General features: G+C 37.4%; 13 protein-coding genes and 1 tRNA gene. 3 read left to right on the forward strand and 11 right to left on the reverse strand.

Features of this window, described 5'->3' with window-relative positions; all coding sequences use genetic code 11:
- The 11 genes from J7K93_09800 to J7K93_09850 form a co-directional block, all read right to left on the reverse strand.
- Positions 1–1400, reverse strand: a 1400-nt coding sequence (locus tag J7K93_09800) for a cellulase family glycosylhydrolase (protein MCD6117298.1), incomplete at its 3' end; no start/stop codon positions are given.
- A gap of 211 nt (positions 1401–1611) precedes the next feature.
- Entirely contained in the window at positions 1612–3066 is a 1455-nt protein-coding gene (locus J7K93_09805) for a sigma-54-dependent Fis family transcriptional regulator (protein ID MCD6117299.1), read from the reverse strand.
- A 15-nt stretch (positions 3067–3081) separates the two neighbouring features.
- Complete coding sequence (locus J7K93_09810) at positions 3082–4563, reverse strand: ATP-binding protein (protein ID MCD6117300.1); 1482 nt, start codon at positions 4561–4563, stop codon at positions 3082–3084.
- Between the two features lie 19 nt (positions 4564–4582).
- Complete coding sequence (locus J7K93_09815; GenBank protein ID MCD6117301.1) at positions 4583–5911, reverse strand: extracellular solute-binding protein; 1329 nt, start codon at positions 5909–5911, stop codon at positions 4583–4585.
- A gap of 164 nt (positions 5912–6075) precedes the next feature.
- Positions 6076–6945 carry an NAD(+)/NADH kinase gene (locus J7K93_09820; protein ID MCD6117302.1) on the reverse strand — a complete coding sequence of 290 codons (870 nt, stop codon included), beginning with the start codon at positions 6943–6945 and terminating at the stop codon, positions 6076–6078.
- 13 nt (positions 6946–6958) lie between these two features.
- Positions 6959–8842 (reverse strand): 1-deoxy-D-xylulose-5-phosphate synthase, encoded by a 1884-nt coding sequence (locus J7K93_09825; protein MCD6117303.1) that lies wholly within the window; start codon positions 8840–8842, stop codon positions 6959–6961.
- Positions 8843–8859: 17 nt separating this feature from the next.
- Positions 8860–9084: an exodeoxyribonuclease VII small subunit gene (gene xseB, locus J7K93_09830; GenBank protein MCD6117304.1), complete on the reverse strand. Its 225-nt coding sequence runs from the start codon at positions 9082–9084 to the stop codon at positions 8860–8862.
- The gene (xseA, locus tag J7K93_09835) at positions 9068–10324 is read right to left on the reverse strand and encodes an exodeoxyribonuclease VII large subunit (GenBank protein ID MCD6117305.1); all 1257 of its coding nucleotides are present in this window, start codon (positions 10322–10324) and stop codon (positions 9068–9070) included. Before xseA ends, xseB begins: the two co-directional genes overlap by 17 nt.
- A gap of 126 nt (positions 10325–10450) precedes the next feature.
- Complete coding sequence (locus J7K93_09840; protein ID MCD6117306.1) at positions 10451–10822, reverse strand: integration host factor subunit beta; 372 nt, start codon at positions 10820–10822, stop codon at positions 10451–10453.
- A 25-nt stretch (positions 10823–10847) separates the two neighbouring features.
- On the reverse strand, positions 10848–11732 hold the full coding sequence (sppA, locus tag J7K93_09845) for a signal peptide peptidase SppA (GenBank protein MCD6117307.1): 885 nt from the start codon (positions 11730–11732) through the stop codon (positions 10848–10850).
- A 288-nt stretch (positions 11733–12020) separates the two neighbouring features.
- Positions 12021–12094, reverse strand: a tRNA-Val gene (locus tag J7K93_09850).
- A 153-nt stretch (positions 12095–12247) separates the two neighbouring features.
- Between J7K93_09850 and J7K93_09855 the strand changes: the two genes are divergently transcribed.
- The 3 genes from J7K93_09855 to J7K93_09865 form a co-directional block, all read left to right on the forward strand.
- On the forward strand, positions 12248–13366 hold the full coding sequence (locus J7K93_09855; GenBank protein ID MCD6117308.1) for a Na/Pi symporter: 1119 nt from the start codon (positions 12248–12250) through the stop codon (positions 13364–13366).
- Position 13367: 1 nt separating this feature from the next.
- Positions 13368–14045 (forward strand): hypothetical protein, encoded by a 678-nt coding sequence (locus tag J7K93_09860; protein MCD6117309.1) that lies wholly within the window; start codon positions 13368–13370, stop codon positions 14043–14045.
- A 47-nt stretch (positions 14046–14092) separates the two neighbouring features.
- Positions 14093–14997 (forward strand): diacylglycerol kinase family lipid kinase (locus J7K93_09865; protein ID MCD6117310.1); only part of this gene is annotated, 905 nt, incomplete at its 3' end.

Here is a 14997-nt window from a genome sequence, read left to right on the forward strand (position 1 = left end):
AATTCAATATCAACTCCATCGTTTCGAAATGTCCACCCTTTGTTCCAACTACTGCTCCCAGGACCATTGGTATTTTGGTAGTCTGAATCATTGTATGAAACTCCGAAGGAACCAAAGTCATACTGCTCTGCCGGAATGACACCAGGAATCTTAAACGAAGAAAAAGGTTTAGAATGAACGCCAAAATCATTATTGAACAGTGCCTCTAATACACCTGCATGAAATTCACAATTTTCCAGTTTTAGATTTTCTGCCAACGCAGAAAACCCTGCAACTGCCTTTTCCTTTGAAGGACGAGAAGACATACCGTTCCAGTAATCAAGTATCCTTTGGTACTCTGAAGGTATCACAGCCGAATAAGGGCTTGTAATTGTTGCGACTTTTTTATGAGTCCACCAGCACCAGCTGATGTTATTCTTTTCCATCAGCTGAACACAATCATGAAACCATGTATTGGAATTTTCTCCTGACTCACCAAGCCAAAGAGGTACGCTGTACTGATTTCTTAACGATAAATATGATTGAATTGAACTTGTAGTATTTTCATTCCAATATTTATGAAAACTGTAAACCATGTTCCCATCAAAAGGCGGAGTCAAAGATGTAAAATCTGTGGCATACCAATTACCCTCAATAAAAACAATATGATTTGCATCCACCTTTCGGATTTCCTGAACAACCGACATGTAGAATTTCCTTAAATCTGTTGCAGGAATACCGGCGGGCAAAACAGGTTCATTTATTATATCATATCCGCCAATCCAAATTTCGTTCTTATACCTTTCTGCGATCTTTTTCCAGATTTCAATAGTTCGAATTTGATTTGTCTCATCTGTCCAAAGCCTCGCTTCTTCTCCATCTGAATCACTTATATTATCCTTGTTCTGTCCGCCTGGAGCACAATGCATGTCAAGAATAAGGTATATTTGATACTGTGTACACCAATGTAGAAGACTGTCAATAATTGCAAATCCTTGTTCCAGATACACTCCTGGCTGATCCGCTGGTGACAATAACCTGTAATTAAAAGGAATGCGTATTGAATTAAATCCCCATAACGCTATTTTTTCAATATCTTTTTTATTTACATAATTTGCTCTGTAATGACTGTAAAATTCATCTGTTTCCTGCTCACCAATAAGCTCTTGGATTTTTTCTCTAATTGCTGAAGGCGATCCAAATCCTGGAATATGTAACTGATACCCTTCAGGTACCAACCACCCTCCCAGTCCAATTCCTCTGAGTAAAATCTCCTCTCCCTGTCCGGTTACAAGTTTTTTCCCCTCAGTATGCAGGTACTGGGTTATTCCCTTTGAGACAACACACAATATTAAAATCGCAACAATTATCACGTATGTTCTTTTCAAATCAACCTCATTATTTAATATAGAAAATTTCATCTAAGTAATTTATCAATAACAAGAATCAAGCCAGATTATGCATCCAAACTGTAACATCTTGTTATACAATATATTAAGGCATGTAAAGCAGGATAAGTAATTGGGTATTAATTATTAAGTTGATAACATCATTATCAAGATGACAATGCTAATAGTTAAAAAATTTAAAAACTATCTATGTTGTACAAGAAGGATACAAGATAACAGAAAACTATTTCAATCCCAGTTCTTTACACATACGATAATAATTAGGTGGAGCCAATCCAAGCATTCCGGCTGCTTCAGCATCTGATCTCGTTTTATTTCTTACATAAGTGAAGTATCGCTTCCTGAATTCTTTTTCTACTTCATGTAAAGGAAGAACCTGATCAGTCTCATGAATAAACGTATGGCCGGAGAACTCTTTTATTTGTGTAATCACAATTCCAAGAGCTGCAGCAACATCCTCAGCTTTTATTGTTTCATCCCCTGAGATCAACAATCTCTGTATAACATTTTGTAGTTCCCTAACATTTCCCGGCCATGTGTATTCATACAATAATCTGAAGGCCTTTGGATCAACCCGAACATTATATTTTTTAAAATTTTGACCGTACATTTTGATATAATAATCAACAAGCAGTTCTATATCTTTAACCCTTCCTCGTAATGGCGGAGCATTTATAGATATAACATTTAATCTGTAATACAAATCCTCCCTAAAACGTTTCTCCATTACTTCTTTCTTTAAGTTTTTATTGGTTGCAGCAATTACACGCACATCAACCTTGATTTTTTTCTGGCGGCCTATCTTATCAATTTCACCCTCTTGCAAAACTCTAAGCAGAGTTGATTGTACTGACAAAGGGATTTCAGTTATTTCATCCAGGAAGAGTGTTCCCTTATCAGCAATCTCAAAAAATCCCGGCTTATTTTTCCCCGCTCCAGTAAACGACCCTTTTTCAAAGCCAAAAAGTTCACTCTCAATAAGATGTTCAGGTAAACTGCCGCAGTTTACTGGCAAAAAAGTTTCGAATCCCCTCGGGCTTAGATAATGAATATTGCTGGCAATAAGTTCTTTGCCTGTACCTGATTCACCAGTGATCAGTACGTTGCTTTCATGAATTGCATACTTCTTAACCTGATCCCTCAGATGTTTTATTTCTTTTGATTCACCAATTATCTGCCGTTGGGAAAGTATTTCCTTTACTGATTGATCCAACCTTCGGTTTGTACTAAGTTTTTCCTTTTCAAGTTTCCTTTTTTCAAAAGCATTATAAATACTTAAAATAAAATCCGTGGGCTGATATATGAGATTTTCAATGTCTCCAGGGTATTTTGTACAATACCACATTGCTCCTGCATCTAATAAGCTATTGGCAAAGTCAAAATCTGTTACATTAATTGTCATTTTTGTAACAACAATAATCTGTAAGGTATTATCTATTTTTTTAATTTCACGAATTAGGGTTTCTCCTCTGAGGCCTCCAGCTATCTGAAAATCCATTATAATAACATCATAAGCATCTGGTTGGCGTTTTAGCAATTCAATTGCCCCTAACCCATCAGAAACCACATTAAGTATTTCAATCCTGTTCTTCAAAGGCTCTATTGTTTTCTCGATTCTTCTGACATCAAATTCTTCATCTTCTATAAGAAGTATTTTAATTATCTTTTCCTTACTCATGCTTATAATAACCTTTTAAATATTTTTTACAGTTATAGTGAATTTGGCCCCTCCATCCTCCTTATTCTCAGCTTTTATATCCCATCCACATCTTCCCTTTGCAAGTTCATATGCAATGTAACATCCATATCCATTTTCTTTCTGATCAAATTTTGTAGATATGTTTTCCTTAAAAATAATTTGTTCATTATTCTCATCTGTCTCTAAAAGAAAATCCTCAATTCCCTTTCCATTGTCTTCAATAATTATCAAAATGCTGTTTTTATTTTGTATAAAACGAGTTGAGATTCCGATATCGACTTTGTTTCTTTTACTGTGGTCAATACAATTCTGAATAAGCGGTTCCAAAATTTCCCAAACCACAAATTCATTTACATGAATAGAAGGCAGATTTTCATCAAAATCAAGTTTAAAATGGAATTGATCCGATTCAGTGGAAATACGCATGAATAAATTGTCCACTAAAAACTTCGTAACTTCATTCAAATTAGTTGAGAATATGGTGTTGCGAATTGTCTGTACTGGAGGATCATACCATTTCATATCATAAATAACACGAGAAATAAAATTTGCATATTTAATTATGCGATATTTAGTCTCATCAAATGTATCTTCAGAAAGCTGCCTCAGATCTTCTTTAATAAACCCCATTACTTTCTCCGCCTTGTGATGGGTATGGTAAATCCTTTTTGTAAAAAGCACTTCCTTCTTATATATGATATCTTCCCGTATTTTGTTTTCTCTTTCTTCAAATAACAATCGCTGAGTTTTATCTCTTTCACTTATAGTATATGAGCTTATGTAAAACATACCTAAAAAACCAAAAAGAATTAGTATAGTAAAAATCAGACTGGTTTGATTATAACTTGCCAAAATCTCATTTGTTATAAATCCAAATGAAGGCGCTGCTTTCATATAAAAAACACCTGAGTACTCCCCTCTAAGCACAAATGGAACAAAAATATGAAAAATCTGATTTCCTTCACTAATCGTAAATATTTGCTCAGTCTCTCTTATTACATCCCTTTTTTCTAAGTACATATTTACAGCTACTTTATGAATATCCGAATATTCCTGATTGTATTCATTCCTAAATAGAAACCTGAAAAGATGCTGGCCATCATCAATAGGAACAATCTTACCTTCACTCTCTAGTAATAAAACTGCTTCTTGTACATGAGGCTGCAACAACTGTTGGCTCAACACAATATTAAAAGCCTGTACTAATTTTCTTGCATCTTCGTCGTTTACCTTGGTTTCACTGGATATCTCAAGTATTAACTCAAGAGATGTCGCAGACATATTAGCCAGACTGTTAATAAAATCATGTTGATATCTTTTTCGCGTTTCAATTAAAAAATTTCTAAGTGATATTTTATGTATATAAGTTATCAGCATCTGTGAAAACACTAACACAATAAATATCACCATAAGATGTTTAAATTCAAAGTGGTATTCCTTAATGTGATCTAAGAATATCTTTTTCTTTTTCCCCATTAATCATGCCTATTTTCTGCTATTTTAAAACAGTTTGGTCTGAATTTATAGCCTGCTGCATTGAATTAATTACTTCTTTAACAGGTGTTTGATTTTGTATGGCTTTCTGCAAATAGTACGAAATAATATCTGAAATTCTAGTATAATTTTTTCTATAAGGCCTGTGAACGCCATTTTCCATCAATTTTAAATAATTATTTAATTCATTGTTTTCTGTCATAAACAACGTGTCTTTATAAACATCTTTATTAACAGGTATATATCCGCCAATTTTGAACAGTATTTTTTGATTTTCTTCCCTTAATGCAAAACGAATAAAACTCAAAGCTTCTTTCTTTTTTTCAGAATATTTTGATATCATAAAGTTCCAGCCGCCGTATACAAATTTAGGAGGGTATCCTGCCATATGTGGAAGAGGCGCCATTTTAATATTTTTCATTTTTTCTGCATTATCAAGAACCGTATTATATTGAGTTAAAAACCCGGGCCATCCTCTTATAAACACTGCATCATTTTTAAGTGCATATTGATATCCTTGATACTCATCAAATTTTATCACTTCGGGAGGCGACATTTTATATTTGTTAACTAAATCACTTAACAGTTGTATTGTTTTTTTAACTCCCGGAGAATTTAGATTAACAGAATCTTTTGTAATGACTTTGCTTTTTAATCCTGCAATTCCTTCATAAAAACTACATGTCAAACCTTCAAAATGATCCGCTGAAAATACATAAAAAGGGTAATTAAGCCCATTCTCCTTTAGTCTTTTATGTAGATCAATAAATTCCTGCCATGTAAGAGACCTTGATATTTTCTTCTCAATCTCTTCTGCTCCTGGCAGGCGATTTATAATATCGCTTCTGTAGTACATTACACTTATGTCTGTATAAAGAGGTATAGCATAAAAATGATTATCGTAATAACAGGAATTCAAAACAGATTTAACAAATTTACTTCGCTCATTAACAGGAAAATACTCATCCAAGGGCTGACACCATCTCGCAAACCTGGGAACCCATATTACATCTACTGTAAAAAGGTCTATTTGATTTGATTTGCTGCGCAGCGCTCTGGTAAGCAGTTCTTTTCTTTCATTAGTACTAAATTTTGAAAAAGGCAGGTTAATAGGAACTATCTCAATATTACCGCTATAGGCTTTATTGAATCTATCAATAATTTCCTTGTGTGCAGCCGAAACATTATCCACATAGTATACCTTCGTTACAGTTTCAACTTCAGGTAGCTTCTCATAAGAAGGCATAATAAAAAAAAACACTATAATCAATCCGGCAATGAAAAATGAAAGGATAAAAAATACTGATTGCCTGACGCTATCCTGTACCATATATAACTAACCTCCTGATATAAAACTTTGATTTCTTCTATATAAAAATAGTCCTGAAAGGTTTGAAAATCAAGTTTTTATTTTTCTTGTTGTGGTTGCATAGCTCCCAATGTAATAAGAAAGTGCTCATTAAAAAAATAAATTAATTAGGATACAATCTTCACCTATTTCCTGGGTAGCTGGCCCCACTGAAGCTTCTCTCTGAGGGTTGTAAAAAAATTACTTTCTTTAAAAGAAACAAGGGATATATAGTAGTCGGCTTTTTGGACCTTAACCTTTGTATCAACTGTAATTTTCACATTGCGCTGGCCGTCAATACTCAAAAACGGTTCGTATTCATCACGTCCGATTGTAATCTCAATTACGCTTTCCGGAGGGATTATTGTCGGCCTTACTGTAACAGCATGCGGGCATATTGGATTTAGAATAATAGACTCAAGTGAAGGCAGTACAATCGGCCCCCAGGCAGAAAGAGAATATGCTGTGGAACCTGTGGGAGTGGAAAGGATCAATCCGTCTGAAACATATGTATTAAAATAACTCCCGTCAACATATACTTCCATGCGCATCATTCTCGGGCTGCCTGCTCTGTTAAAAACAATATCATTAAAAGCAAAAAAAGAGCTTTCATTATCATCAATTGTAATTTTTGCCTCAAGAAGCATTCTCTTTTCAAGAGTGTAATTGCCGCTCACAATGCTGTTGAGTTTTTCAATCATATTATCAAGAGAGGCCTGTGTAAGAAACCCCAATCCTCCGAGGTTAATTCCCATAATAGGTGTGCCGCTTCTGCCTACATGATTAGCAGCACTCAGCATTGTACCGTCTCCGCCCATAGAAAGCAAAAGGTCACTTTTTTGTACTAAATTCTCCAGGCTGTCAAATACAATGATTTCTTCCTGTTCACCCAGAATATCTTTTAATGCATTGGGAATGGATAAAACTATTCTATTCTTTTTTATCCAGGGTAAAAGCACATCAAAAGTTTCTTTCAGCCCGGGTTTCTCAATATTTGCATAAACTCCGAATTGCACGTTATTACTCTTTTCAGGAAGATATAAAAGATATTATTCCGGAAATAAGACCTTCCATATCAAGCCTTATCTCCTGCATTAAACTTTTTACAGAGCCTTGAGTTACAAATTGATCCGGTATGCCGAATCTTCCAAGCTTAACATTTATTTTTTCTTCTGCAACAAATTCTGATACTGCACTGCCGAGCCCGCCGACAATTGTATTATCCTCCACTGTAATTACAGCCGGGGATTCGCTAATAATCTGCACAATTGTTTCCCTGTCAAGAGGCTTAACAAATCTTGCATTTACAACAGCTGCATCAACACCCTCTTTTTTAAGCAGCTCTGCTATATGCATGCACAAATACACCATATTCCCTATGCTGATAATTGCCAGATCTTTCCCTTTTTTCAATACTTCCGCCTTGCCGACAGGTATGAGTTTAAAAGGTTCATCAATCGCAACACCTTCTCCCTCTCCTCTCGGATATCTCATTGCTACAGGCCCCTTATCATAATTCACAGCAGTATATAGCATGTGTCTCAATTCATTTTCATCTTTCGGAGACATAATCACCATATTGGGAATCAGCCTTAGATATGAAAGATCAAAACTGCCGTGATGCGTAGGCCCGTCTTCTCCTACAAGCCCGCCCCTGTCAAGAGCAAAAACCACAGGGCTGCTTTGCAAAGCTGCATCGTGAATAACCTGATCGTATGCCCTTTGCAGAAAAGTGGAGTAAATAGCTACAACAGGTTTTAATCCGTTAAGAGCCATTGCAGATGCAAATGTTACTGCATGCTGTTCTGCAATACCCACATCAAAAAAACGATCAGGAAACCTGTTTTTCATATGAATCATACCTGTGCCATCAGCCATCGCAGCAGTAATACCGACTATTTTACTATTTTTTGCAGCCAGTTCTGTTAATGTTCTGCCAAATACTTCAGTGTATGTAATATTTTTTTTCTTTTTTGAAATGCCGGTTTGAGGATTAAAAGATCCAAGCCCGTGAAATTTTGTAGCATCCTGCTCTGCGAATTTATAGCCCTTTCCTTTAATTGTCTGAACATGCAGAAGTATTGGCCCGTGTAATTTTTTAATTTCTTTCAGAACCTTTATAAGCCTGGCAAGATCATGTCCGTCTACAGGGCCGAAGTAGCGGAACCCGAATCTCTCGAACAGAGAACCCGGAGTAATCATTGTTTTTATTCCATCCTGCAGCCTCTGAACGCTCTCCCGTACAAACTTTGATCCTCTCGGGATCTTTCCTGTAAGATTCCAGACATCCTCTTTAATTCTATTATATAATGGATTTGTAATTACTTTTGTGAAATAATCTGATAAGGCTCCTACATTACGTGATATGGACATCTTGTTGTCATTTAGAATTACAATAATATCTTTCTTCATCCCGCCTGCATTGTTCAATCCTTCAAAAGCAATACCGCTTGTCATTGCACCATCGCCTATTATGGCTGCTATCTTAAAATCTTCACCCTGCAGGTCCCGTGCTGCTGCCATTCCAAGAGCAGCAGATATTGATGTAGATGAATGCCCGACGCCAAAAGTATCATATTCACTTTCTGTTATTTTTGGAAACCCGCTTATGCCGCCGTATTGCCTGAGCGTATTAAATTTATCTTTTCTTCCTGTAATAATTTTATGAACATATGCCTGATGCCCGACATCCCATACGATTTTATCTTTGGGAGTATTAAAAACCCTGTGCAGAGCAAGGGTCAACTCTACAACACCAAGGCTTGGAGCAAGATGCCCGCCGGTTTCCGACACGCTTTTAATAATAAATTCTCTAAGCTCTTCAGCGAGCTGTTCCAGCTCTTTTACTGTAAATTTTTTTAGATCAGATGGAAATTTTATATTTGAGAGTAAACTTTTATCACTCTTTCCCATATCTTTGAATACTCCTTCTATTCAAAATCTTCAACACGAAAAGCATCGTTTTCTTTTATCAGTTTCTGAATTTTCACTTCCGCATTATTCAGTCTTTCAGTACAGAATTTTGTTAAATTCATCCCCTCTTCAAAAAGCTCGAGAGACTTTTCAAGAGAAGTTTCTCCGCTGTCAAGAACATCCACTATTGATTCAAGCCTGGCAAAAGCCTCTTCAAAAGTAAGATTATCCTGTTTTTTCATTATTCTTTTCCTCTATTACGGAAAAATCAACTGTGCTCACGCTACTGCCTCTGTAAAAACGGGTCTTTATCTTATCACCTGCTTTTATTTGATCTGCAGAAGTTACAACTTTGCTGCTTTTAAGCAGCGTTGTTATTGAATAGCCTCTCTGTAAAACCGCATCAGGATTAAGAGCAGCGAGATTCATTTCCAATCCTGCTGCAGCAGTTCTGTGCTTTTCTAATGATCTCAAACAGGAAGAGGTTAGTTTATCCCGGAGCAAATCAATATATTGAGCACTCTGCCTGAATCTATTTTCAATATTACGAAATGCAAATCCTGACGCTATGTAAGAAATTCTGTTCTTGTTATCTTCTATGTTATGACTGACAATATTTGATATGGCATCTCCATCTGCAAAAATGCGCAGGAGAAGTTCTTTTCTGTCAGGTACTACCATTTCCGCAGCAGCAGAAGGAGTAGGCGCTCTGACATCTGCTGCAAAATCACATATTGTAAAATCAACTTCATGTCCCACAGACGATACAACAGGCACTTGCGATCTGTACACCGCACGTGCAACTACCTCTTCATTAAAAGCCCATAAATCTTCAAGTGATCCCCCGCCGCGGCCCGCAATAATCACATCAATATTGCCAAATTCATTTAATTCGTCAATAGCCTGTGCAATTTCCTCTGCCGAACCAACGCCCTGTACTCTTACAGGACGCAAAATTATTTTAACGCAGGGGAAACGGCGGCTGATAACTGTTATAATATCATGAACAGCCGCTCCTGTAGGCGAGGTCACAATACCTACTGTTTTCGGAAAAGGAGGAAGTTCTTTTTTCACGGATTCATCAAACAGGCCCTCTTCAAAAAGCTTTTGCTTTAGCTCGAAAAAGGCCTGCTGCAGACCTCCTTCTCCTACAGGAATAACCTGAAAAACATCTAACTGATATTTACCATACTTTTCATAAACAGTTAATCTACCAAATATCTTTACATGAAGCCCGTCTCTCATTTGGAAAAGAAGATTTGTCCTCCTCCCTTTCCATAGAACACATGCAATACTGGAATCAGCATCTTTCAATGAAAAATAGGTATGCCCTGACGAATGAAGTTTAAAATTTGAAATTTCTCCTTCCACCCAGACACCCGGGAAAGATTCCTCAAGTAACACTCGTATATTTCCGGTTAATTCTGATACCGAAATAACAGTAACATCGTAACCGGTGTGGTCTTCCCGAAAGAATTCCACGAGAGAGACTCCTTAAAAGTTATTTTTTCTTATGACGGTTTTTACGCAGCCGTTTTTTCCGCTTATGAGTCGCAATTTTCTTACGTTTCCGTTTCTTACCGCTCGGCAAACGACACCCCTCCTTTCCTACTCATCAGTAAGCAATCTATCAAGATCTGAAAAAATATCTATCTGTTTCTTCGGTTCGATTTGTTCCGGATTAAATTTTCCGGTCTGAATCAAAGCATCTGCAACAGATTTTTTAATATGCTGAGAAGGTTTGAAATCAGGAACAACCCGATGAGGAATTATCATCATCTTGCCTGTTTTCGGATTCGGCACATGTTTTTCTTTTCTTTCTCTAAGGCAGAATGTACCAAAGCCCCTGAGTTCTACTCTTTCTCCTCTTCCCAATGCATATGCAACTGTTGCCATAAAACCATCTACTACTGCAGCAGTCTCCCCCTTTGTTAAGCCTGTACCTCCGGCTACAATATCAATAATGTCGTGTTTGGTCATAATAACTCCCTTACACACTGCTGCTCTAATTAAAGCGATATAAAAAGATCATTCCATTAAGGCCTCTTATTACTCCTTCGGCTTGTTGAAACATAAGGTCCATTAATGTAATGCTTCGTTTTCTCTCTCTTAATATTTGGGGTTTCCCGCTTATATGCCCCATCTTAGCTGCTAGGTTTACAGCATCTTCAAAGTCACCGAGAAGATCAATCAAGCCTAATTTTTTTGCCTGACGCCCTGTAAATACACGCCCGTCCGCTATCTTGAGAAGCTTCTTTTTCGGAATGTTCCGCTCTTTTGATACAACTGTTACGAACTGATCAAAAGCATCATCAATCCATGACTGAAGGTATGCTCTTTCCGCAGGTGTGATATTGCGGTAGGGAGTACCGGTATCTTTAAACTTTCCGCTTTTAACAGTTGTAAATGAAACACCTATCTTTTTAAGCAGTCCTGAAACATTCGGAATTTCCGCTATTACACCAATACTGCCTGTTGTTGTCCCCGGATTGGCCATGATTGTATCAGCACCGCATGCAGCATAATATCCTCCGGAAGCAGCAACACTGGACATGGACACTACAATTGGCGTTCCCGAATCTCGTGCACGTTTAACTGCATTATAGATCTCCTGAGAAGGCGCAATTGCACCTCCCGGGCTGTTTATTCGGAAAACAATTGCTTTTACTGCTCTGCTCTCTCCGTACCTCTTAAAGAGCTTCACCATTTTTGAAGAAGAATAGATTGTACCATTAAGTTCAATAACGGCAACATATTCACCTTTTGAAGGCACTTTTATAGAATCGCCCTGTTCTCTCTTTCCGGATACAAGAGCCAGCATTAAAATTAAAAAGACGGTTACAACCGCCACAATAATACCAACTGTCCAATCGCTAATTTTTCTTTTCATTTCTCCACCTGTCACATTTCTATAGAAAGTTTATTATAAGCAAATTTAGATAAAAAGTCAATACGAAAAGGCCTGTAACTCTATAATGCATATTTATCGTAATTAAGTACAATATTCAATAATAGCAAATATTTTTCCCTGAGACGCTTTTATTCTTCCATAAAACACGATTCTCATTTTGTCAATTAAGGTTTAAACGGCAATAACTGAATTTTACAGCAGGAAATCCATTATTTTTCATAAATATTAAATACTTTAATTATTCAGGATTAGCCGGGAAGACAAAAGTGGGCGATACTGGATTCGAACCAGTGACCTCTGGTATGTGAGACCAGCACTCTAACCACCTGAGCTAATCGCCCCTGTTCTTTATAAAATAATACAATGTAATTTTTAATGCAACGGAAAATTTACTCATCCTGATATTTAAAATAATTCACAACTCCCTTGATTTTAATCATTTTTTCTCATATTTTTTACTCGTGATATACTACTCTTTTATATAAGGAACCGGAATGAAAAAAGTTTTTGATAACACCTATACCAGAGTGGTGCTATTTCTGTTCTTCCTTTACCTGTTCTTTGTCAGCATTGAAATGATGAGCACTGCTTTTAAACTGTTCGGCCACGGATTTGCACAAAAACTAATGACTACCACAGCAAATCCTATAGTCGGGCTTTTAATCGGCCTGGCAACAACATCTCTTGTGCAGAGCTCATCAAGTGTAACATCAATTATTGTAGGGCTTGTAGCAGGCGGGACTCTGTCTATCAGGCACGCTGTTCCAATGGTGATGGGCGCAAATATTGGTACAACAGTTACCAATATGATTGTATCCATGGGCCATATAGGAAGAAAACAGGAATTTGAAAAAGCCATTGCCGGTGCAACTGTTCACGATTTCTTTAATGTTCTTGCTGTGATTGTTTTCCTGCCGCTTGAAGCTATGTTTCATATTATTGAAAAAACAGCCACTGCCCTTGAAGTTGCTTTTAAATCATCGGGTGGGCTTACCTTTATTAGCCCTCTGAAAGCAATTGTCGGGCCTGTTGAACACCTGTTAAGCAAATCTATTATCTCTCTTGTAAGTTCTCCCCCGTGGCTGCGGTCTGTTGTTCTTCTTGTGTTTGCACTTCTCATGCTGTTTCTTGCTCTTCATCAGATGGTAACACTTATGAAAAAACTGATGATAGGAAAAATTGAAAACCTTATTCATGCATATTTGTTCAAATCTCCTTTAAGAAGTCTGATGCTCGGACTTGCGCTTACATCAGTGATTCAGAGCAGTTCCGCAACAACTTCTCTGATTGTTCCTCTTGCAGGAGCAGGGATATTGACCGTAGAGGAAATATTCCCATATGTACTGGGAGCAAACATTGGTACAACCGTAACAACAATTCTGGCATCTCTTGTAACAAAAAGCCCTGCTGCAATAATTGTAGCTTTCAGCCATCTCACTTTTAATATCATGGGTACAATTTTGTTTTACCCCTTAAGGATCATCCCCATAACCCTGGCAAAAAATTATGCCAAATTTCTTGCAAAATACAGATACCTTGCACCGATACTTTTAATCGTGCTGTTTTTTATATTACCATTAACACTTATATTCCTTATTAACGGAGGATTTTAAAATGTTTAAGCAATTATTATCTCTCTTGTCAAAAGATGATCTCATAAGCCAGGCATTCGATGATGCACAGACAATGATGAATAAATCATATAAACTCTTTCAGGAATCTGTAAATTCCTTAAAATTTAACCAGCAGGCGGGTTTTGACATTTACGAACTTGACAGAGAAATTAACAGCCTTGAGAAAAAAATCAGAAGAAAGATACTTGAACACCTTTCAGTCAGTCCCAAGCAGGACATTATTGCCAGTTTGATTCTTACATCTATTGTGATCAGTATTGAACGTATAGGCGATTACTCCAAAAACATCTACGAAGTTGTAGGCCTTTACAAAGACGGGGAAAAAATTAATATTAATGAAAAACTCTCCTCCACTGAAGAAATAATATCAAAAATGTTCTGTGACGTGGGAGAAGCTTTTAAAAACGGGGATGCGGAAGCAGCCAGTGGAATAATCAGCAAACTTGACCCTCTAAGAAAAATTTTTGACACCTACATCTACGAAGAAGCATTACAGGAAAAAAACAAAAACACCAGGCAGATAATCACCAACGTTCTTTACTCACGGTATCTTAAACGCGTTGCAGCACATCTTGAAAACATTGCAACCAGCATTGTGAATCCTTTTGACAAGATCGGCTTTTACAAACGCGGTAGTATTGAAACCGAAGCTGATTGATGATTTTTACAGATATGCAAAGATCCGCAACCCATAAGGGATAAACTATGGACAAAATTAAAATTATTGTAAACCCGGTTGCAGGAAACGGCAACGCTGAAAAAGTCCTGCCGCAGGTTAAAAAAATGTTTTCAGATATGGAAATAAATTATGATATCTCTATTACTGAACGCCCTCTTCATGCATCTGAGCTCGCACAGGATGCAGCAGAAAAAGGCTACCATATTGTGGCAGCCATGGGAGGAGACGGAACTGTCAATGAGGTTTTAAACGGCCTAATGACAGCCAACCAGAACGGCCATAAAAACAGTGCGCTTGCTGTAATCGGCGCGGGCAGAGGCAATGATTTTGCATTTGGAGCTGGAATTCCCTCTTCTCTGGAAAATGACTGTGAGCTTTTAAAAAACGGAAACCGCCGTACTATAGATGTCGGCCGTGTTTTTGTTGACGGATCTGATCAGGGAAGGTATTTTGGAAACGGCATTGGTATTGGTTTTGATACTGTTGTAGGTTTTGAAGCTGCAAAAATGAAGCATCTGTCAGGTTTCCCTGCATATCTTGTTGCAGCCTTAAAAACTCTGTTCTTCTATTTTAAACCTCCTCATGTCCGAATAAAATTTGATGGTAAGGAACTGTACCAGCCTGCATTGATGATTTCAGTAATGAACGGCCGGAGAATGGGCGGGGGCTTTATGATGGCTCCTGACGGCAACCCGGGCGACGGCTTTTTTGACTTCTGCATTGTAAGTTACGGAAACAGGCTGAGGCTTCTTGCTTTAATGCTGAATTTTATGAAAGGTACACAGAAAGGCAAAAAAGAGGTAACAACGGGGCTCACCAAACGCATTGAAATAACAGCTATGCAAGGTAGTCTGCCTGCACATGCAGACGGTGAAACCCTGTGTGAACAAGGGGAAAAACTTTTAGCGGAAATTATTCCGGCATGCCTGGA

Source organism: bacterium (genome assembly GCA_021158245.1).
Lineage (GTDB): Bacteria > Zhuqueibacterota > QNDG01 > QNDG01 > QNDG01 > QNDG01.